Here is a 21678-nt window from a genome sequence, read left to right on the forward strand (position 1 = left end):
ACGGCGCGGTCGCCGTCCCCGGGTATGGGCTCACATCGCCGCTTCGACGGCGTTCACGAGCTCCTCGGCCGCGGTCTGGCTGTCGTACTCACCGTTGAAGTGTGCAGTCACGACGTCGTAGATCGCGTTCTTCACCGCGGCGCGGTTGGCATGCCCGTGAGCCATGGAGCCCATGAGCGTCCCCGCCTCAGCCGCCGCCGCGAGGTCGGCCATGCCCTGCTTGCCGCAGGCGTCGAACTCGGTGTCCGCGACGTCCGTGCGCGCAGGGACCGAGCCCTTGACGGTGTTGAAGGCCACCTGGAACTCGGGCGACATGATCGCCGAGGCCATCGCCGCCTGGTTGGTCACCGCGGTCTCGTCCGTCACGTTGAACATGGCGAACTGGTCGGAGTTGAAGGTCACCGCCCCCTCGGTGCCCGGCATGCGGAAGCAGAGGATGTCCTCGCCGGGCGTGAGCCCCGCGTTCTTGAACTCGCCCTTGGCCCAGTCGCCCATGATCTGGAAGGCGGCCTCGCCGTTCGCGACCATGGCCGAGGCGAGGTTCCAGTCGCGGCCCGAGAAATTGTCGTCCACGAACTCGCGCAGCTGCGACATGCGATCGAAGGCCTGAACCATCGTCTCCGAGCCCAGAGCCTCGGGATCGAGGTCGATGAAGGCGGCCTTGTAGAACTCGGGGCCGCCAGTGGACAGCACCACGCCGTCGAAGATCGTGGCGTCCTGCCAGGCCTGCCCGCCATGGGCGAGCGCCACCTTGCCCGCGGCCTCGACGGCCTCCATCGCGGCGACCAGCTCGTCCCAGGTGGTGGGCTGGGCGATCCCGAGCTCGTCGAGGACCGCCTTGTTGGCCCAGACCCAGTTGGTCGAATGGACATTTACCGGGGCGGCGATCCAGTTGCCCTCGTACTTGGAGAACTGTTGGAGCGCGGCCGGCACGACGGCATCCCAGCCCTCGGCGGCCGCGACCTCGTTGAGGTTGCCCAGGGCCCCCTCGGCGGCCCAGTCCTGGATGTCGAAGCCCAGCATCTGCACGGCGGTCGGCGGGTTGCCGGCGGTGACTCGGGCGCGCAGCGCCGTCATCGCCGCCTCGCCGCCACCGCCCGCGACGGGCATGTCGTTCCAGCCGATGCTCTGGCCCGACAGATCCTCCTTGAGCACGTTCAGCGCCGCGGCCTCGCCGCCGCTCGTCCACCAGTGCAGGACCTCGACGCCCGACCCGCCCTCCTGCGCGGCGGCCCAGCCACCCACGCTGGCCAGCGCGGCCGCCGCTGTCAGAGTCTTCATCTTACGCATGTGGTTCCTCCCTTTTATTCTGCGCAACTCGTTCTCCGCCGACCTCCCCGTCAGCGGGTCCTGACCCAAGGCGTGCGCGTGCGGCCGACCCGCATCGCGACCGTCTTGACCTCCAGGAACTCCTCCAGCCCGTAGCGCCCGATCTCGCGGCCCTGCCCCGACTGCTTGAAGCCGCCGAAGGTCATCTCGGGAAAGCCGTCCATCCAGGTGTTGGTCCAGATCGTCCCCGCCTGCACCCGGCGCGCGAAGTCGAGGCAGGTGTGGACGTTCTCGCTCCACACCCCCGCCGAGAGGCCGTAGCTCGCATCATTGGCAAGCGCGACCGCCTCGTCCAGCGTCCGAAAGGTCAGGACGGACAGGACCGGCCCAAAGACCTCCTCGCGCGCGATGGCCATCGACGGCGTGACGCCCGCGACCACTGTGGGCTGGTAGAACTGGCCCGTGAGCCCCGGCACCGTCAGAGGCCCGCCGCCCAGCCGCACCTCGGCGCCGGCGCCCGCCGCTGCCTCCACATAGCCGTGGATCTTTCGTTGGTGGGCCTCGGACACGATCGCGCCCACCTGTGTCTGCGGATCGAGCGGATCACCGAACGCCACCCGCCTCGACAAGTCCACCACCCGCGCCGTGAAGTCCTGCGCGATATCCTCGTGGACGAGGATGCGGCTCCCGGAATTGCAGCACTGGCCCACGTTGAAGTGGATGCCGAAGGTCACCGCATCCGCCGCGCTGTCGAGGTCTGCGTCGGGGAAGATCGCCTGCGGGTTCTTGCCCCCCAGCTCCAGCGCGACCTTCTTCAGCGTTCCCGAGGCCGCCGTGACGATCCCCTTCCCCACCGCCGTCGATCCGGTAAAGGTCACCATGTCGACGTAGGGATGGGTGGACATGAGGCTGCCCACCGGCTGCCCGTAACCCAGCACGATGTTGACCACGCCGGCCGGCAGTCCCGCCTCCAGCAGCAACTCGCCCATCATCACGGTGGTCGAGGGCGTCATCTCCGACGGCTTCACCACGCAGGTGCATCCGGCCGCCAACGCGAAGGGCAGCTTCTGGCTCAGGATCCAGAAGGGAAAGTTCCAGGGCGTGATGACCGACACGACGCCGATGGGCTCCTTGAGGATCATGCCCAGCATGTCCGAGCCGAGCGTATTGTGGCTGTCGCCCTGCACGGTGCGGGCCAGCGCCGCCGCATAGCGCCACAGGTCCGCCGCTCCCCCGACCTCGCCGCGCGACTGGCTGATCGGCTTTCCGGACTCCAGCGTCTCGACGACGGCGATCCGCTCCACGTTGGCCTCGATCAGGTCCGCGACGCGCAGCAGCACCGCCGACCGTGCCTTGCCCGACAGCCGGCTCCACCGCCCGTCGTCGAAGGCCCGTCGCGCGGCGCCGATAGCGGCCTCGGTATCGGCCTCGCACCCCAGCGCAGAGCGGCTGGCGAGCGTTCCATGCGCGGGCGACAGGCGGTCGAAGGTCCGCCCGTCCCGGCTCGCCCGCCATTCGCCGTCGATGAGGTGGCGACCTTCGAAGGGCGGGGGCAGCGCGGTCCCGGTCGCCGGGATCAGGGTGAGATCGAGCATGTCAGGTCCCCGGAAAGACGGGTTTGCGTTTCTCGCGGAAGGCAGCCACGCCCTCCGCCCGGTCGTCCGAGGCGCCGACCATCCCGGCCCCCAGCGCCTCGATCATCGCGTCGCGATCTTCGCCCACGGCGGCGTGGATCATCCACTTGGCCACCTCCACGGCGCGCGGCGATAAGGTTGCGAGTCCCCGAGCGATTTCGAAGGCGCGGGCGCGCGGGTCGTCCGCGATCTCCGCCGCGAAGCCCAGCGACACGCAGCGCTCCGCGTCGAGCCGCCGCCCGAAGAGCGCCATCTCCTTCACCACCGGCTCGGGTAGCAGCCGCAGGAGCCGCTGCGTCCCCGACCAGCCCGGCACGATGCCGACGCCCGCCTCGGGCAGCGCGATCTTCGCGCCCGGCGCCATCACCCGGATGTCGCAGGTCGACGCCAACTCCAGCCCCCCGCCGAAGGCCGGACCCTGCAGCGCCGCGACCGTGGGCAGCGACAGCCGCGCCAGCCGATCAAACACCCGGTGCCCTTCGCGCACCCAGCCGCGGGCGAAATCCAGCGGCGGGATCTCGCCCCAGGCCTTGATGTCGGCTCCAGTGCAGAAAGCGCGGTCGCCTTCCGAGGTCAGCACCGCCGCTCGCACGGACCCATCGGCCTCGATCGAGGCGCAATGCTCGGCCAGCCGCCGGATCATGCCCACGTCCAGCGCGTTCATCTTGGCCGGGTTGTCGAGCCGGATCTCCGCGATCCCGCCCTCGATATGAAGATGAACCTCGCTCACAGCACCAGCCCCATCGATCCCGCGCTGAGGAGCGACAGCGGCATGGTCGTGGCGTTCCCCGCCACGGTCACGCGCCCCTGCGACGCCGCGACGATGTCCCGCTCCGGCTTGATGCCCGGCATGATCTCGGTCGCCACCAGCCCGTCACCCGTCAGGCGGATCACGCAGCGCTCGGTGACGTAGATCACGTCCTGCCCCGTGGCCCGCGCCCGCCGGCCCGAGAAGGTGACGTGCTCCACCTCGTCCACCATCTTCGCGAACTTGCCGGGCTTGCGGACCTTCACGCCGTCCGCCCCCAGCGCCACCTCGGCCCCGGCCTCGAACCAGCCCGAGAAGACGATTTTGCGGGCGTGGGCCGTGATGTCCACGAAGCCGCCGCAGCCCGCCGTCAGGTACGGCTTCTTGCCCAGCTTCGACACGTTGACGTTTCCCTCCCGATCCACCTCCAGGAAGCTTAGGAAGCTCATGTCGAAGCCAGCACCCTGGAAGTAGGTGAACTGCTGGGGCGAGGGCACGTAGGCATCGGCGTTCGACGCGCAGCCGAAGGCGAAGCCCGTGAGAGGCATCCCCCCGACGGCGCCCTGCTCGATGGCCCAGGTCACGTCCTGCGCCAGCCCCTCTTCCAGCAGCACGCGCGGCACCATGGCCGAGATGCCGAAGCCCAGGTTCGCCGTCTGCCCGGCGCGCAGTTCCATCGCGGCGCGGCGGGCGATCACCTTCTCGACTCCGTGCTCGGCCAGGGTGAAGCTGCCCCAAGGCCGCATGATCTCGCCCGAAATGGCGGGATCGTACGGCGTCTCGGTGGTCTGGCGCTGGTCGGGATCGACCACGACGAGGTCCACGAGATGCCCCGGCACCCGCACGTCGTGGGGACGCAAGGAGCCGGCCGCGGTGACGCGCTTGACCTGCGCGATCACCAGCCCGCCATTGCAGCGTGTGGCGATGGCCTGCTCCAGCCCGCCCAGGTAGGCGCCCTCGTGCTCGTAGGTGAGATTGCCGCGCTCGTCCGCGGTGGTGGCGCGCAGGATGCAGACGTCCGGGGCGATGTTGGGGAAGTGGAGCCACTCCTCGCCATCCAGTTCGACCCGCCGGACAATGGGCCGCGCGGCGCCCGCGCCGTTCATCGCACAGCCTTCGCGGCGCGGGTCCACGAAGGTGTCGAGCCCGACCTTGGTGAGGACGCCCGGCCGCCGCGCCGCCACGTCGCGGTGCATGTCGAACAGGATGCCCGAGGGCACATTGTAGGCCGCCACCCGGTCCTCGACGATCATGCGCCAGATCTCGGGCATGGGCAGCGAGGACGGTCCCGAAGGATAGGACCCGGCGATCACCGTCGAGATCATCCCATCCCGAGCAATGTGGTCGATACCCTTGACCCCGTACATGTCGCCGGCGGCGATCGGGTGGAGCATGGTCAGGCCGTGCGGGTGCCCTTCTCGGCCGAAACGCTCGCCCATGGCCCAAAGCACCTTGTCGGGGCAGCCAAGCGCCGAGGAGGAGGAGACCGTCACCACGGCTCCGTCCGGGATGCGGGTCACGGCGGCCTCAAAGGTGGTCAGCTTCGACATGATCAGGCTCCGTAGTCGACTTGGGTGCGGGCGCCGCGGCGGGCGGCCTCGCGGACGGCCAGCGCCACGGCGAGGGAGGCCACGCCGTCCCATCCATCGGCGGAGGGTCGACCGTGCCCCTGGACGGCCTCGGCGAACAGGCGGACGGCGCGATCGTAAAGATTGTGGGGCGTCACCGGCACGGGCTTTCGCCCTTCAGCGGTGACGAGCTCGACCTTGCCCACCGGGCGCTGGGTCATCACGCCCCGGGCGTAGATCGAGCCTTCCGTCCCGTGGATCTCCACCGCCGTCTCGGCGAAGTGATGGGTAAAGCTCTCGTGCGCCGTGACCATCGCGCCCGAGGGCAGCGACCAGACGGACATGACCGAGTCCTCGACCCCCTGCCCCATCCCGGACTGGCCGGAGAGCGCCACGACCTCCTGTGGGTCCTCACCCAGCAGGAAGCGGATGGTGTCGGCGTCGTGCACGGTGATGTCGGGGATCACGCCGCCGCCGGCCTCGGCGTCGTTGATCCGCCAGCCCTGCAGGTGCGGCGGCAGAAAGACCGCGTGATGGACGCGGGCCGACAGGACCCGGCCGATCCGCCCGCCCGCCACGAGGTCGCGCATCGCCAGATGCGTCGCGGCATTGCGCAGGTGGTGGTTGGTACCGAAGACAAGGCCCGCGGCCTCGGCAGACGCGACCATCTCACGTGCCTCGGCCACGGTCATGGCCAACGGCTTCTCGCACAGGACGTGCTTTCCGGCCGCGATGGCGGCCAGCGCTTGGGAGCGATGCTTCTCGTTGGTGGACGAGATGTAGACGGCGTCCACGGCCGGGTCGGCCAGCATCTCATCGAGCGAGGTCGTGGAGGACGGAATGCCGTGGCGGCCTGCAAAGTCGGCGGCATGGGCAGGCTGCCCACTCACGACCCAGGTGACCTCGGAGCCCGGAAGGGAGCGGAAAGCTCCGATCATTTGCTCGGCCGCGATGGTGCTTGCGCCAACAAGGCCCCAACGCATCGATGTGACTCCTCTAGAACGTTCCAAGTATAATATGGAACGTTCCAAAAGGTCAACGGCCGATTGTTAGCCCTAGCGAGCGACCTCGTAACTACTACGGTCCGAGAGGCGGATACCGCCCTCCCTGAAGGAAGGGCGGCCGGACGGGGCGGATTCAGCCCAGGTGATGGGTCTCCGGGATGCCGTAGACCGGAGTGGGAATGCCCTCCATGCGCGCCTTGAGCTGGAGCGACAGGAACTGCGAATAGTGCCGCGACTGGTGAAGGTTCCCGCCGTGGAACCAAAGCCCCTCCTGTTTCGTGGGCTTCCACATGTTGCGCTGCTCGCCCACCCAGGGCCCCGGGTCCTTGGTGGTATCCGAACCCAGACCCCAGCACTTGCCGACCTTGTCCGCGACGTCGCGGCCGATCAGGTCCGCCGCCCAGCCGTTCATTGAGCCGTAGCCCGTGGCGTAGACGATGAGGTCGGCCGGAAGCTCGGTTCCGTCCTCCAGGATCACCGAATCCTCCGTGATCTCGCGAACGTTGCCGTGCGCAAGCTTGATCTGGCCATCGATGATGAGTTGGCAGGCGCCCACGTCGATGTAGTAGCCCGAGCCACGCCGCAGGTATTTCATGAACAGGCCCGAGCCGTCGTCGCCCCAGTCGAGTCGGAAGCCCGCCTTTTCTAGGCCCGCGTAGAAGTCGGCGTCGATCTCGCGCATCCGGTCATAGAGCGGGATCTGGAATTCGTGCAGGATGCGGTAGGGCAGCGAGGCGAAGATCAGGTCCGCCTTCTCCGTGGTCATGCCGCTCCGCACCGCCTTCTCGGAATAGAGCGCGCCCAGTCCCACCTCCATCAGCGTGTCCGAGCGCACGATGTGGGTGGGCGAGCGCTGGACCATCGTCACGTCCACGTCGTTCTCCAAGAGCGCGGCGCAGATGTCGTGGGCCGAGTTGTTCGAGCCGATGACCACGGCCCGCTTGCCCCGGTAGGCGTCGGGCCCCGGATGCTGCGAAGAATGGTGCTGGTCACCCTTGAACCGGTCCATGCCGGGGAACCGGGGCAGGTTCGGCTTGCCCGACATCCCGGTGGCAAGGACGAGCTGCTTGGGCCGAAGGACGACCTGCTCGCCGTCACGGTCCACGACGACGGTCCATTCGCCGGTCGCTTCGTCGTAGCGGGCCGACTTGCAGGTGGTCCGGGTCCAGTAGTTCAGCTCCATGACCTTGGTGTACATCTCCAGCCAGTCGCCGATCTTGTCCTTGGGCGCGAAGACCGGCCAGTTCGGCGGGAACGGCAGGTAAGGCAGGTTGTCGTACCAGACCGGGTCGTGGAGGCAGAGCGACTTGTAGCGCTTGCGCCAGCTGTCGCCCGCACGGTCGTTCTTCTCTAGGACGATCGTCGGCACGCCGAGCTGGCGCAGCCGGGCACCGAGCGCGATGCCGCCCTGCCCGCCGCCCACGATCACGACATAGGGCTGGCGCGTATAGCCCAGCTCGCGCGCCTCGGCCTCGCGCTCCTCCTTCCAGCTCGGGCGGTTCCTGCCGGCCCCGTGCTTGGCACCCAAGGGGCGGCCGAAGCCAAGCGGCTCCTCGTGGCCCTTGAGCTCGGACATCGAGGTGAGCAGCGTCCAGATCCGCCCGTTCTTGATCCGCACGAGCCCGTAGCCGCGCGCGGCCTCCGTCTCGAACTCGATCCAGGCGGTGGCGACGCCGCCGTCGGTGGTGGCGACCTCCCCCTCGGCGACGCGCCAGCCGCGCGGCCGGGTCGCCCCGAGCTGCGAGCGCAGCATGTCGGCGATCTCGTCCTTCCCTTCCACCGTCCTGATGTTCCAGGTGAAGGTCACCAGGTCGCGCCAGTAGCAGTCGTTCTGGAAGCAGGCGAGGGCGCGGTCGATGTCCCCCGCCTCGAGCGCCGCCCCGAACTCGTCGAGCAGGGCCGTCACTTGGTCGTTCGCCACGATATCGAGCATGAGTGGTCCTCCCTTGTTGTCTTTGCAGGGGGAGGATGACCCAGGACGGTCGGGGCGCGAGGCGCGAACCCGCGGCCAGTGACGCCGGAACGGAGATTTCCGGCACGTCCGTTGCACGCGCAACGCCGCTGCAACAGGGCGCGTCAGCGCCGGGGCGGTTGGACCAGGCCCAGCCGGCGTGCGCGGCGCAGGATCGTCGAGCGGTCCACGCCCAGCCGCCGTGCCGCGCAGGACATGTTCCAGCCGCAGGCGGCGAGGATGGCCTCCAGACTCTCCTCCGTCGCCGGGCCGGCGTGGCCCTCCGGCATCGGCGCGGGCGGAAGGTCAGGCAGGTCGATGACCGGCGCCTCGGCCAGCGCCACCGCCACATCGAGAAGGTTCATCAGCTCGCGCACGTTGCCCGGCCATGGGCGGGACTTGAGCTGCGCCCGCGCCGCCGGGCTGAGCCGGTAGCTGTCCGCGCGGCCATGCGTCCGCTGGCGCAGCAGCCGGTCGAGGAGCCAGTCGAAGTCCTGCCGCAACCGCAACGGCGCCACGGTCAGCGTCGCGCCCGCCAGCCGGAAGAAGAGGTCCTCGCGAAACCGTCCCTGCTCCACCGCCTCCGCGAGGTCCTGCCGCGTGGTCGAGATTAGCCGAACCCGACCCGCAGACCCCGAGCCGAAAGCCTGTGTCTCCACCTCGGACAGCAGCCGAAGCAGGCGCCCCTGAAGTTCGGGGGGCAGGTCTCCCAGGTTGTCGAAGACCAGCGTGCCACCCCGTGCGCCCTCGACGAGCCGCAGGCCGTCCGCAGTTTCGGCCAGGAGGGTCCGGTCGGCCCCGGACAGCGCGGCGCAGTTCACCGTGACGAAGGGCCGGCTCCCCGGCTGGCAGTCGTGGATCGCTCGGGCGAGCCGCTCCTTGCCCGTGCCGGTCTCGCCCCGGATCAGGAGAGGGATGCCGGTCGGGGCCAGCCGCGCCGCCTGCACGAGCAGGCGCCGGATCGCCGGGTCCTCGCCCCCGAAGTTTCGCAGCGCGGCCGGAAGCTCCGGGGCGGGGGCCGACCGCGGCAGGGGCCCCCGCTGGGGTGCGATGGCGTGGCCGAACATCGCCTGCCCGTCGCGTAGCCGGATCAGCCGGTCCTCGGTCGGACGGCCGCGCATCAGCTCGGGCAGGTCGTCCACCGACAGTTCCATGAGGCTGTCGAGGCGCTCGCCCAGCACCGGCCCTCCGTCGGGCGCGAGCGCCTGCTGCGCGCCGCGCGTCAGGCCGATGATGTGGCCCGTGCCGTCCAGGGCGACCGCGGCCTCGGGGTCCACGTCGAGGAACTCGGGCATGGTCGAGAAGCGCAGGACCCAGTCGCCCCGCGTCATCGCCATGAGGTTCGCCATCTCGATCCGCCGGGCCGAGGTCCTCACCAGGTTCATCGCCAGGCTCTGGCTGATCTTGGGCTGGGGCGAGCGCAGGAGCGAGATGTCGAGTACCGCCGCCAGCACGCCCGAGGCGTCGAAGATCGGGGCAGCCGTGCAGGACAGCCGCGTGTGCATCAGGTCGAAATGGTCGGTCTGGTGAATGGTGACGGGCTCGCCCGCGACGAGACAGGACCCGATTCCGCAGGTGCCGGCCAGGTCCTCGGACCAGTCCGCGCCAAGGTAGAGCCCCGCCCGGCGCAGGTCCTCCTCGAAGCGCGGGTCCCCGAAATAGTCGACGGTGACCCCCTGGGCGTCCGCGAGCATCAGGACATAGTTCTGGCCCACGATCTGCCGAAACAATGCCTCAAGGCCGCTGCGGGCGATGGCGATGAGCCGCTCGGCCTGCTCGCGGTGCTCGCGCAGGCGGGTTTCGGTCACGATGTGGGCCGGGCTGGGGCGCGCGGGATCGAGGCCGTACTGCTCGACGCAGCGACGCCATGACTGCATCACGAGGGCGTCGCGACTGCCCTGGCCGCCACTCAGGACCGCATCGATCTCGCGGATGTGGTCGCGGTCCAGCACGCCCGCCTCGCTGCCCGGATGACGTCCCTCATGCTGCGGCCAGCGTGCCGGCTGCGGAATACGACGTTGGTCGTAGCAACGATCGGGCGGTGGGACCGGTCCCCCCGGCTCGCGCGGACCGGTCCCGTACGCGACCCTTCAGCCGTCTTCGGATTCCTTTCGCCTGCGTTTCGGGACGGAAACGCCGAGAAGACCCCAGTTTCCGGGAAGCCACGACGGCGCGGCGAAGTGGAAAGCGCAGGCGCCTTGGCCGCGACCCAGACCCCGGTGACACACCGGGAGACCGGGCTGCCCGACCGTCCCCGCATCCGAGAGGCCCGATGACGCGCCTGCACGCCAACCTCCTGCTGCTCGTGGCTGCCCTGGCCTGGGGCTCGGGCAATGTCGCCCAAAAGACGGTGCTCGACCACCTCGACCCCCTCAGCGCGGTCGGCCTGCGCTGCCTGATCGCGGGTCTGCTCGTGCTTCCCCTCGCCCTGCGCGAGGCGGCGCTCCGACCGGCGGATGGCGAGGCGCGCAGCCTCCTGCAGCTGTCGGGCCTTTTCGCCCTCGCCTTGGTGCTCCAGCAGGCAGCCTTCCTCGACACCACCGTGACCAACGCAGGCTTCTTGGTGAACACCTGCGCAGTCATGACCCCGCTCGTGGCCTGGGCCTCTCTGCGGCAGCGGCCCGAACCGCCGGTCATGTTGGCCGCGGGAATAACGCTGGCGGGGGTGCTCTGCCTCTCGGGAGGCCTCTCGGCCACCTTGGGGCCGGGCGACGGCACGGCGCTCCTGTCGGCGCTGGCCTACGCGGCCTGGATGGTCGCGCTGGGCCGGCACGCGGGCCGCTTCGGCCGGCCGTTCACGACGGGCGCCGCGCAGTTCCTGGCGACGGCCGCCGTCGCGCTGGCGCTGGGCACCACGCAGGGCGGCCCGTCCTGGGCGGATACGATGCAGGCCGGCCCGGAGCTCCTGTACCTAGGGATCGTCTCCACGGGGCTCGCCTTCATGCTCCAGATCGCGGCACAGCGTGTGGCCTCGGCCAGCCAGGCCGCCGTCATCTGCAGCGGGGAGGCCGTGGTGGGCGCGGCCCTCGCCATCTGGCTGCTGGGGGAGGTGCCGGCACGGCACACGATCCTGGGGGCAGCGCTCATCATGGTGGCGATCGCGCTGGCCGTCCGCCCGGCGACGGCGCCGGTCGCGGCCCGAGCCCCCGGCCGGCTCCGGCCCGCCCGAGGCTGGCGTCGGCCCTTGACGCTCGGCACGCCACCGCAGCGCCCCTGAGGCCCGGGGAACGCGCGTCCTGACAGGGGTCGCAGCGGGCGGCGCCTTCGGCTAGGGACCGTCCATGAGCGACGAACCCTTCGACATCTTTCTCGTGGCCCCGCCGGGGCTGGAAGCGGCGCTGGCGGCGGAGGCCGCCGAGGAGGGCTTCGGCACGCCCCTTCTTTCGCCCGGGGGCGTCACGCTCCGGGGCGGCTGGCCCGAGGTCTGGCGCGCGAACCTCGAACTGCGCGGCGCGACGCGCGTGCTGGCGCGCCTCGGCGCCTTCCGCGCGCTCCACCTGGCGCAACTAGACAAGCGCGCGCGCAAGTTTCCCTGGGCCGAGGTCCTTCGCCGCGGCGAGGCCGTGAAGGTGGAGGCCTCCTGCTCGGGCTCGCGAATCTATCATGCGGGGGCCGTGGTGCAGCGCATCGAGACGGCGTTGCGCGAGGAGATGGGCGCGATCCTGGGCGGCGAGGATGCGCTGCGGGTCCTCGCCCGCGTCGAGGACGACCTTTGCACGATCAGCGTCGACACCTCGGGCGAGCTTCTCCACAAGCGCGGCCACAAGGAGGCCGTGAACAAGGCCCCCATGCGCGAGACGCTGGCCGCGCTCTTCCTGCGCGAATGCGGCTATACAGGTCTGGAACCGGTGCTCGACCCGATGTGCGGCTCGGGGACCTTCGTGATCGAGGCGGCCGAGATCGCCCTGGGCCTGCCCCCCGGCCGCTCGCGCGCCTTTGCCTTCGAGCGACTGGTCCCCTTCGACCCGGCCGCCTGGGTCAGGATGCGCGAGCCGCGTGCGCCGCGCGAGACCTCCGTCCGCTTCTTCGGCCGGGACCGGGACTCGGGCGCCATCGCCATGAGCCGCGCCAACGCCGCCCGGGCGGGCGTGGAAGGTCTGACCGAGTTCGCATGCCAGCCCATCGCCGCGCTCGAACGGCCCGAGGGCCCGCCGGGTCTCGTGATCGTCAACCCGCCTTATGGCACGCGCATCGGCAACAAGCGGCTCCTCTATGCGCTGCACGCCTCCTTGGGCGAGGTGCTGCGCGAGCGGTTCAAGGGCTGGCGCGTGGGGCTGGTGACGAGCGAGCCCTCGCTCGCCCGCGCCACGGGGCTGCCCTTTGCGCCGCTGGGACCGCCGGTGCCGCACGGGGGCCTCAAGGTGCATCTCCACCGGACGGAGCGGCCGCTGTCCTGAGCGCCGGGAACTCGGATGCCTGGGGCCCGGTTGAACCCCTGCGTGGCAGGCGGCAGGACGATGTGGAAGGGGTCAGGGATGAAAGGCGAGCAGTATCGGGGCATCGAGCCGGCCCGGCCCGGGAAGGGGTCTTGCGCCGAAGGCTTCCGCAGCCCAAGTCCCGGTCAGCCCGCCCGTCCCCAGCCCCCAGGAAGGAGTCGTCCCCCCATGCCGCACCGGAGCGAACGCCTTCGGCAGAAGCAGAGACTGCTGCGCCAGTTCCGCGTGCTGGAGCGGCGGATCCCGTCGCTCCGTAGGCCGCTGCGCCGTCTCCTGCGGGAAGGATCGGCACTGGTGCGGCTTCCCATCGCGTTCACTCTGATGGCGGGTGGGCTCCTGTCCTTCCTGCCGTTCCTGGGGGTCTGGATGTTGCCCCTGGGCCTCCTGCTACTGGCTGTCGATATTCCTGCGCTGCGGCCCACGACATCGGCCCTGATGATCCGCGGGCGGCGCTGGACCTCCGGGCGCATCCGGCGCATCCGCATCCGGCAGGTCTGAATCAGGCGCGGCGCGGCGCGGCCCCCCGGAGCGGCATGGCCCGGCCCAGGGCGGCGAGCCAAGGCCCCGCCCGCCGCAGGAGAGCCCCCTGCCCCCAGGCTGCGAGCAGCCCCACCCCCACGCCTCCCGCCACGGCCACCGCGTCCGTCACTCCGGGCGACAGGTCGAGCCCCAAGGCCGGCATCAGCAGTTCGGGCACGAGGCGGTGGAGGAGGTAGACGAGGAAGCTCGCCTGCGCCACCGCGAGGATCGGCCGGTGGAGCGCCGCCGGCAGCCGCAGGCGCGGCAGGAACAGCAGCCACCCGACCACCGCGAGCAGCGCGGAATACTTGATCCAGGCGCCGTACCAGTTGCCGCCCAAGTAGGCGACCGTCGGCATGACGGCCGCCGCCGCCATCAGCACGATCCAGCGCCGGCGCGCGGTGTCGGCCGTGGCCACGCACCAGCCCAGCGCGCAGAGATAGAAGACCCAGGGCAGCGTGAAGATCTGCCGCCCGCCGATGGGCCAGAGCTCGGGCCCCAGGAGCCGCGCGGCCATCGCCGCCGCGAGGAGCGCCAGCCCGAAGGGGAAGGGATCGCGCGCTACCCGCGCCCGGACCCCCGGCCAGAGGAACGGGAGCGCCACGACCAGCAGCATCTGCGTGTAGGCCTCGACGAACCAGTAGAGGTGCGGCAGCATCTCACGCGCCGTGGGGTCCGCGAACCCGAAGTTGCCCACGAGCGCCACAGATGCCCAGGGCACTTGCCCCCAGGCGAGCGCGTAGCCCGCGAGGATCAGGTAATAGGCCCCGAGCACCCGCAGGAGCGGGCGGAAGAAGCGGGCGAAGTCGCCCTCGACCAGCGCCACGCGCCCGAAGCGGCCCAGCCCCAGCCCCACCAGCACGACCATGGCCGCCGCGCCCCCGTAGACCGGCCAGCCGGTCTGGTGCTGCGTGACCACCGCGACGATCGCCAGCGCCCGGAGCACGAGGTCGCTGCCCAGCGCGCTTCCCTCGCCTTCGCACGGCGCGAGCGCCGAGAGCTCGGCCAGGGTCATCGTTTCCCAGCCCGCTGGCACGTGGCCCAGAGTGCGCTGAAGCTCCAAGCTCAGCTCCACATGGCGCAGCGAATCCCCCCCGAGGCTCGCAAAGCTGTGGCCGGAGCCCACGCGGGCGGGCGCGAAGCAGTCGCGGAAGGCGCGGGCGAGATCGGGGCCCCGATCCTCCAGCCGCCCGCGCAGGCCGGCATAGTCGACCTTGCCCGACGGCAGGCGCGGCAGCTCCGCCAGCCGCAGGACAGTGACATGGCGCAGGGTGAGGCCCGTGGCGTGAACGGCCAGCGCCGCGACCTCGTCCTCGACCGCCGTGCCCGCGAAGGCGACGAGCAGCCGCCGGTCGTCCCCCGTCACCGCCGCCGCCACGCCCTTCGCGGCCAGCGCCGCCTCGACGGCGTCGTGGCCGATCCGGTGGCCGCCGATCTTGGACATGCGCCTGAGGCGCCCCACGATGCGGAAAAGCCCGTCTTGGTCACGCCGCGCGAGGTCGCCGGTGCGAAGCTCCGTCACCTCGGACGGGCGGGACAGGTCCTCGCGACGCTCCGCATAGCCCATCATGATGTTGGGGCCCTCGTAGACCAGCTCGCCCTCGGCTTCGGGCGCGTCCAGCCGGGCCCCGTCGAGGCCGCGCAACGACAGCCGACCGCCGGGGATCGCCACTCCGATGGCGTCGGGATGCGTCTGCGCCAGATGCGGCGGCAACCAGGCGATGCGGGCCGTGGCCTCGGTCTGGCCGTACATGACGACGAAACGGCCGTCCCGCTCGGTCATGTGCCGGGCCCAGAGGCGCACCCGGTCAGGGTCGAGCCGCCCTCCAGCCACGGTCAGGAGCCGCAGGTCGGGCAACGCGGCGCTGCGGAAGCCAATGCCGTCGAGGAGGTCATAGGTGTGCGGCACGCCCGCAAGGCTGGTGCAGCGCGCCTCGGTTAGCCCGTCGAGGAAGCCGGGTGTCCGCACCGAGCAGGGGTGCAGCCAAAGGCTCGCCCCGACGGTCAGGTGCGAGTGAAGCACCGAAAGTCCGTAGGAGTAGTGCAGCGGCAGGACCAGCGCGGCGCGGTCTCCGGGCGTGAGGCCAAGATATTCCGCGATGGACTCGGCGTTGGCCTGAAGCGCCCCGCCTGACAGGCGTACGCCCTTTCCCTGCCCCGTGCTGCCCGAGGTCTGGAGCAGGAGCGCGAGGTCGGGATGCGGCGCCTCGCCTGCCGGACGGCCCGAGGGCAGGAGCCGCCAACGCCCGCCGTCGCGGCGGAAGGTCCAGTCGGGCCGGAACCGCGCCTCCAGCCCCTCGCGCGCGGCGGCGTCGCCGGGCGGCAGCAGCGCCACCGCGTGACCGGCGAGCAGCGTCCCCAGATAGGCCGCGATGGCTTGCGGGTCCGAAGCGGCCTCGACCGCCACCAGCCGCCGCGGGCCGGGAAGCCGCGCCGCGACGGCCACGACCTGCGCGGCGAGGTCCGCGTAGCTCACCGGCGCGCGGCCGGAGACCAGCAGCGCCGGCCGGTCGCCGTAACGGTGAAGATCGCGAACGAAGTCAGGGATCACGGCAGGCTCCGCGCGCTAGGGAACACTGGCGCGCGTAGGAATGTTGACGGATTTAGTCAAGAACAAAGCTGCGCGACGGCTTCGCAACCCGTTCACGATCTTTCGTGCCCAAAGGCGACGGACAGTGGCGCGAGATGCGTTAGATGCCGGGAAGCGGACCGGCGGCGACCGGTCCACAACGGAGGGCGGCTCATGGGGCGGGAACCATCGACGGCGGACGGCGGAGCCGGACGGAGGGGTTGGGCGCTGGCCGTCCTTCTCGCGCTGCTGGCGCCAATGGCCGGGGCGCAGCCGATGGGCGGCGGGGGACCCAGCGGGCCCACCGAGGTCGGCGTCATGGAACTGGCCTCCGAGCAGGTGCCCTACACGCTGACCCTGCCCGGCCGCGCCGTGGCCTACGAGGAGGCCGGCATCCGACCGCGCGTGAACGGCAGCATCGAGGAGGTCGCCTATCGACCCGGCCAGCCTGTGGAGGCCGGGGAACTCCTGTTCCGCATCGAGGACGACAGCTACGCCGCCGCCGTGGCCGCCGCCGAGGCGACGCGGGCCGGGGCCGAGGCTGCCGTGGCCACGGCGCAGGCGACCGTGGACCGCTACCGCAGTCTCGAAGGCTCGGCCGTCACGCGGGCCGAACTGGAGACCGCCGAGGCCGCGCTGTCGCAGGCCCAAGCGCAGCTCGCCTCGGCGGAGGCAGGCCTGACCTCGGCCCGGCTCGACCTCGACCGAACCGCGATCCGCAGCCCCATCGCCGGCATCCCCAGTGTCCCGGCCGTTTCCACGGGCGAGCTCGTCACCGCCAATCAGGCGGACGCGCTGGCGACGGTCACGCGGCTCGACCCGATCTACGTGGACGTGACCGAATCGAGCGCCCGCATGCTGCGCATCCGCGAGCGCATCGACCAGGGCAGCCTGTCGCCGGGGGGCGAAATCGACTTCCGCCTGGTGCTGGAGACCGGCGCGGTGCTGGAGGGCGAAGGGACGCTCGTCACGCCGGGGACCAGCGTCTCGACCACCACGGGAACGGTCGACATCCGCATCGCCTTCGACAACCCCCAGGGCGACGTGCTGCCGGGGCAGTTCCTGCGGGTGGAGGTCACCCTCGGCACGAGCGAGGGCCTGCTGGTGCCCCAACGCGCCACCAGCCGGGCCCCCAACGGCGATCTGACGGCCTTCGTGGCCGGCGAGGGCACGGCGCGCGAGGTCACCCTGACCTCGACCGGCACCTACCGCAACGCCTGGGTCGTCACCGAAGGCGTGGAACCGGGCAACCTCCTCATCGTGGACGGGCTCAACAACCTGCGCGACGGGGCCGAGATCACGACCGTCCCCGTCACCATCGACGAGCAGGGCGTGGTCCGCGATCTCGCGCCCGAGACCCCGGACGGCGGAGAGGCGGCGCCGGAAACGGCCGGGGCCGCCACGTCAGGGACCGAGACCCGCGCCGAGGCCTCGGGCTCCGCCGCGAGCCCTGCCGCCGCGCCCGCCACCGCCCGGGAGTGACCCCATGGCCCGCTTCTTTATCTTCCGCCCGGTCTTCGCCTGGGTCCTCGCCATCGTCACCATGCTGGCGGGGGCCTTCGCGCTGACGACGCTGTCGGTGTCCCAGTATCCCGACATCGCCCCCACCACGATCCGCATCTCGGCCTCCTACCCCGGCGCCACCGCCGAGGCGGTCGAGGGCTCGGTCACGCAGGTGATCGAGGACGGGCTCACCGGGCTCGACGGCCTGCTCTACATGGTGTCCTCCTCGCGCGAAGGCTCGGCCGGCGTCACGCTCACCTTCGACGGCAGCATCGACGGCCCCGACGCCCAGAACGAGGTGCAGGCGCGCGTCCAGCAGGTCGAGGGGCGGCTTCCCGACGCCGTTCAGCAGAACGGCGTGTCGGTGTCGCGCTCCTCCTCCTCGATCCTGCTGGTGGGGGCGCTGGTGTCCACCGATGGCCGCTACAGCACGCTGCAGCTTGGCGACATCCTTTCGACCACGGTCGAGGGTCCCGTCCAGCGGACCCCTGGCGTGGGCGGGATCAACAGCTTCGGCTCGGGCTACGCCATGCGGATCTGGCTCGATCCCCTGAGCCTCGCCCAGTACCAGCTCACCCCGGCCGACATCGTGGCGGCTGTCGAGGCGCAGAACACCACCGTCTCGGTGGGCGCGCTCGGCACCCAGCCCGTGGTCCCGGGCCAGCAGTTCACCGCCACCATCACCGCCCAGAGCCAGCTTTCCACCGTCGAGGAGTTCGAGGGCATCACCGTCAAGTCGGGCGACGGCACGGGCGCGGTCTACCTGGGCGACGTGGCGCGGGTCGAGATCGGGCAGGAGCGCTACGGCGGCGACGCCCGCTTCAACGGCCTGCCTGCCGCGGGCTTCGGCGTGAACCTCGCCACCGGGGCCAACGCCGTCGATACGGCCGAGGCCGTGCGCGCGACGCTGGAAGGCCTGGAAGCCGCCCTGCCCGAGGGCGTCGAGATCCGCATCGCCTACGACACCTCGCCGTTCGTGGAGCTGTCCATCGAGCGGGTGCAGCATACGCTGGTCGAGGCCATCGCGCTGGTGTTCCTGGTGATCCTCGTCTTCCTGCAGAACTGGCGGGCGACGCTGATCCCGATCATCGCCATCCCCGTGGTGCTGCTCGGCACCTTTGCGGTCCTGTCGGTGCTGGGTTACTCGATCAACACGCTCACCATGTTCGCCATGGTCCTCGCCATCGGCCTCCTCGTGGACGACGCCATCGTGGTGGTCGAGAACGTCGAGCGCGTGATGGAGGAGGACGGGCTCGGCCCCCTGGAGGCCACCGTCAAGAGCATGGGCCAGATCACCGGCGCACTCATCGGCATCGCGCTGGTGCTGTCGGCGGTGTTCCTGCCCATGGCCTTCTTCCCGGGCTCGACGGGGGTGATCTACCGGCAGTTCTCGGTGACGATCATCTCGGCCATGGTGCTCTCGGCGCTGGTGGCGCTGATCCTGACGCCGGCGCTCACCGCCTCCTTCCTGCGGCCCCGCGCGCACGATGCGCGCTTCCTGCCCGCACGGCTCTTCAACCGCGGCTTTGCGGCCACGACGCGCGGCTACGCCGGGGCAGTCACGCGGATCGTCCGCTGGCCCGTGCTCGCGCTCCTCGTCCTCGGGGGTCTCAGTGCGGGCGCCTGGGCGCTCTACGGGCGCATCGACGAATCCTTCCTGCCTTCCGAGGACCAGGGGGTCCTGATGACCATGATCAACCTGTCCGAGGGCTCCACCGCCGCCCAGACTCAGGCCGTGGTCGAGGAGGTCGAGCAGTACCTTCTCACCGAGGAGACGGGGGCGGTCGAATCCACCTTCGCCGCGCTGGGCTTCGGCTTCTCGGGCTCCGGGCAGAGCCGCGCCATGCTCTTCGTCAAGCTGAAGGACTGGGAGGAACGGCAGGACGCCGAGCTGTCCGCCTCGGCCGTGGCCGAGCGGGCCAATGCCCGCTTCGGCGCCCATCGCGCGGGGCGGATCTTCATGATCCAGCCCCCGGCGATCCAGGGCCTTGGCAACTCGCGCGGCTTCTCGATGTACCTCGTGGACCAGTCTGGCGCGGGCGTGGACGCGATCCGCGCCGCCGCCGACGAACTCGTGGCGATCGCCGAGGCCGACGGCCGCATCTCCAGTCCCCGCGCCTCCGGCACCGAGGACGAGAGCGCCCTGCGCATCCGCATCGACCAGCAGAAGGCCGAAAGCTTCGGCCTGTCGCTGCCGCAGGTCAACGCCATGCTGTCGGTGATCTTCGCCGGCCGCACGGTGAACGACTTCGCCCTGGGCTCCGAGCTGCGCCCCGTCATCGTGCAGGCCGAGGCCGAGCACCGGATGCAGCCCGAGGACATCGAGGACTGGTACGCCCGCAACGGCGCGGGCGAGATGGTCCCCTTCGCCTCGTTCATGTCGACCGAATGGGCCCCTGTGGCACCGTCCCTCACCCGCATCGACGGGCAGCGGGCGCTGTCGATCTCGGGCTCCGAGGCCGAGGGGATCAGCTCCGGCGAGGCGCTCGACATCATGGAGGAGCTGACCGCGCAGGTGCCCGGTGGCTGGGGCGTGGCCTGGACGGAGCTCAGCTACCAGGAGCGGCAGTCTGGCAACCAGGCCCCCTACCTCTACGCGCTCTCGGTGCTGGTGGTCTTTCTTTGCCTCGCCGCGCTCTACGAGAGCTGGTCGATCCCCTTCTCGGTCATGCTCGCAGTGCCGGTGGGGGTGTTGGGGGCCTTGGCGGCAGCTTGGATCTTTGGGCAGGCCAATGACGTCTACTTCAAGGTGGGACTGCTCACGACCATCGGGCTCGCGGCCAAGAACGCCATCCTGATCGTGGAGTTCGCCCGCGACCTGGAGGCCGAGGGACGCACGCCGCAGGAGGCCGCCATCGAGGCCGCCCGGCTCCGCCTCCGGCCGATCCTGATGACCTCCTTCGCCTTCCTCCTGGGGGTGCTGCCGCTCGCCACCGCCACGGGGGCCGGAGCGGGCGCGCAGAACGCCATCGGCATCGGCGTCATGGGTGGGACGGTCACCGCGACCTTCCTGGGCATCTTCCTCGTGCCCGCCTTCTACGTGCTGGTGAGCCGCCTCTTCAGCCGCCGCGCCGCCCGCCTCGCGGCCGGCCATCCCTCGGAGGTGCCGGGGGAGTGATCCCCGGCCTTTCGATGGATCTCTCGGCGGCATTGACATAGTTGAGTGGAACGGTCAGGAACCAGCTCGGATCACCCCCGACGAGGCCCCGATGCGTCCGCTCCCCTTTGCCGCCACGACCGCGCTCGCGCTGTCCCTGTCCCACGCCGCCCTGGCCGCCACCCCGGCCGAGGTCGTGGACACCTATGCCGACATCGCCGAGGCCGGATACGCCGACAGCCTTTCCACCGCGCAGGAGCTTCAGGCCGCCATCGAGGCCTTCCTCGACGCGCCCTCGCCCGAGGGACTCGACGCCGCCCGCGCCGCCTGGATCGCGTCGCGCGCGCCCTACCAGCAGACCGAGGTCTTCCGCTTCGGCAACCCCATCGTGGACGACTGGGAAGGCAAGGTGAACGCCTGGCCGCTGGACGAGGGACTGATCGACTACGTCGACGCCTCCTACGGCGGCGCCACCGACGAGAACCAGCTCGCCGCGCTCAACGTCATCGCCAACCCCACCCTGTCCATCGCCGGGCAGGAGGTGGATGCCTCCACGATCACGCCCGAGCTGATCGCGGGCACCCTCGACCAGGCGGACGGCGTCGAATCGAACGTCGCGCGCGGCTATCACGCCATCGAGTTCCTGCTCTGGGGGCAGGACCTGAACGGGCACGGACCCGGCGCGGGCGACCGGCCCTGGACCGACTACGCGCAGGGCGCGGACTGCACCAACGGCAACTGCGACCGCCGCGCCGACTACCTCCGCGCCGCCACGCAGCTCCTCGTGGACGACCTCGCCTGGATGGCCGCGCAATGGGCCGAGGGCGGCGCCGCGCGCGAGGCGGTGACAACCGACCCGCAGGCGGGGCTCCAGGCTATGCTGACCGGCATGGGCTCGCTCTCCTATGGCGAGCAGGCGGGCGAGCGGATGCGCCTCGGCCTCATGCTCAACGACCCCGAGGAGGAGCATGACTGCTTCTCGGACAACACCCACAACAGCCACTACTACGACGGCTTGGGCGTGCAGAACGTCTACCTGGGCCGCTATGTCCGTCCGGACGGCGGCCTCGTCGAAGGCCCGTCCCTGCGCGATCTCGTGGCCGACACCGACCCGGCGCTGGCCGAGGAAATCACGGCCAAGCTCGACACCACGGTGGCGGCGCTGGACGCGATCCGCACGGCGGCCGAGAACGGCACCGCCTACGACACGATGCTCGAGGCGGGCAACGCCGAGGGCGAGCGCCTCGTGATGGCCGGCGTGGACGGCCTCATCGACCAGACCCGCAGCTTCGAGCGGGCCATCGCGGCGCTGGGCCTCGACGCCGTCGCCTTCGAGGGCTCGGACAGCTTGGACAACCCGGATGCCGTCTTCCAGTGATC

General features: G+C 70.8%; 14 protein-coding genes. 6 read left to right on the top strand and 8 right to left on the bottom strand.

Going from position 1 to position 21678, the window contains the following annotated elements:
* Positions 1 to 30: 30 nt before the first annotated feature.
* From FHG71_RS00915 to FHG71_RS00945, 7 genes are all read right to left on the bottom strand, one after another.
* Positions 31 to 1281, bottom strand: coding sequence for an ABC transporter substrate-binding protein (locus tag FHG71_RS00915; protein ID WP_139080005.1), 1251 nt, complete (start codon positions 1279 to 1281; stop codon positions 31 to 33).
* A 59-nt stretch (positions 1282 to 1340) separates the two neighbouring features.
* Positions 1341 to 2864, bottom strand: coding sequence for an aldehyde dehydrogenase family protein (locus tag FHG71_RS00920; protein WP_139079724.1), 1524 nt, complete (start codon positions 2862 to 2864; stop codon positions 1341 to 1343).
* A gap of 1 nt (position 2865) precedes the next feature.
* Positions 2866 to 3633 carry an enoyl-CoA hydratase/isomerase family protein gene (locus FHG71_RS00925; RefSeq protein ID WP_139079725.1) on the bottom strand — a complete coding sequence of 256 codons (768 nt, stop codon included), beginning with the start codon at positions 3631 to 3633 and terminating at the stop codon, positions 2866 to 2868.
* Positions 3630 to 5201, bottom strand: a complete 1572-nt coding sequence (locus tag FHG71_RS00930; RefSeq protein ID WP_139079726.1) for an acyl CoA:acetate/3-ketoacid CoA transferase — start codon at positions 5199 to 5201, stop codon at positions 3630 to 3632. The genes FHG71_RS00925 and FHG71_RS00930 overlap by 4 nt, the downstream gene beginning before the upstream one ends.
* Positions 5202 to 5203: 2 nt before the next feature.
* Positions 5204 to 6202, bottom strand: coding sequence for a Gfo/Idh/MocA family protein (locus tag FHG71_RS00935; RefSeq protein ID WP_139079727.1), 999 nt, complete (start codon positions 6200 to 6202; stop codon positions 5204 to 5206).
* Positions 6203 to 6356: 154 nt separating this feature from the next.
* Positions 6357 to 8156 carry an NAD(P)/FAD-dependent oxidoreductase gene (locus FHG71_RS00940; protein ID WP_139079728.1) on the bottom strand — a complete coding sequence of 600 codons (1800 nt, stop codon included), beginning with the start codon at positions 8154 to 8156 and terminating at the stop codon, positions 6357 to 6359.
* A gap of 143 nt (positions 8157 to 8299) precedes the next feature.
* Positions 8300 to 10126 (bottom strand): sigma-54-dependent Fis family transcriptional regulator, encoded by a 1827-nt coding sequence (locus FHG71_RS00945; RefSeq protein WP_246045288.1) that lies wholly within the window; start codon positions 10124 to 10126, stop codon positions 8300 to 8302.
* Positions 10127 to 10446: 320 nt separating this feature from the next.
* Between FHG71_RS00945 and FHG71_RS00950 the strand changes: the two genes are divergently transcribed.
* The 3 genes from FHG71_RS00950 to FHG71_RS00960 all read left to right on the top strand — a co-directional run bounded on the left by FHG71_RS00950 (position 10447) and on the right by FHG71_RS00960 (position 13108).
* Positions 10447 to 11391 (top strand): DMT family transporter, encoded by a 945-nt coding sequence (locus tag FHG71_RS00950; RefSeq protein WP_176559224.1) that lies wholly within the window; start codon positions 10447 to 10449, stop codon positions 11389 to 11391.
* Positions 11392 to 11455: 64 nt separating this feature from the next.
* Entirely contained in the window at positions 11456 to 12571 is a 1116-nt protein-coding gene (locus FHG71_RS00955) for a THUMP domain-containing class I SAM-dependent RNA methyltransferase (protein WP_139079731.1), read from the top strand.
* A 207-nt stretch (positions 12572 to 12778) separates the two neighbouring features.
* Positions 12779 to 13108, top strand: a complete 330-nt coding sequence (locus tag FHG71_RS00960) for a tryptophan synthase subunit beta (RefSeq protein ID WP_139079732.1) — start codon at positions 12779 to 12781, stop codon at positions 13106 to 13108.
* Position 13109: 1 nt separating this feature from the next.
* On the opposite strand, the gene FHG71_RS00965 is transcribed toward FHG71_RS00960, so the two are convergent.
* A complete protein-coding gene (locus FHG71_RS00965) occupies positions 13110 to 15680 on the bottom strand; it encodes an AMP-binding protein (protein ID WP_139079733.1) in 2571 nt (856 codons plus the stop codon).
* 192 nt (positions 15681 to 15872) lie between these two features.
* Here FHG71_RS00965 and FHG71_RS00970 point away from each other — a divergent pair, with 192 nt between their 5' ends.
* The 3 genes from FHG71_RS00970 (at position 15873) to FHG71_RS00980 (ending at position 21676) form a co-directional block, all read left to right on the top strand.
* On the top strand, positions 15873 to 17180 hold the full coding sequence (locus tag FHG71_RS00970) for an efflux RND transporter periplasmic adaptor subunit (protein WP_176559225.1): 1308 nt from the start codon (positions 15873 to 15875) through the stop codon (positions 17178 to 17180).
* A 4-nt stretch (positions 17181 to 17184) separates the two neighbouring features.
* Positions 17185 to 20319 carry an efflux RND transporter permease subunit gene (locus tag FHG71_RS00975; protein ID WP_139079734.1) on the top strand — a complete coding sequence of 1045 codons (3135 nt, stop codon included), beginning with the start codon at positions 17185 to 17187 and terminating at the stop codon, positions 20317 to 20319.
* Between the two features lie 91 nt (positions 20320 to 20410).
* Positions 20411 to 21676, top strand: a complete 1266-nt coding sequence (locus tag FHG71_RS00980; RefSeq protein WP_139079735.1) for an imelysin family protein — start codon at positions 20411 to 20413, stop codon at positions 21674 to 21676.
* The last annotated feature ends 2 nt before the right edge of the window (positions 21677 to 21678 follow it).

It is taken from the genome of Rubellimicrobium roseum, assembly GCF_006152145.1.
Taxonomy (GTDB): domain Bacteria; phylum Pseudomonadota; class Alphaproteobacteria; order Rhodobacterales; family Rhodobacteraceae; genus Rubellimicrobium; species Rubellimicrobium roseum.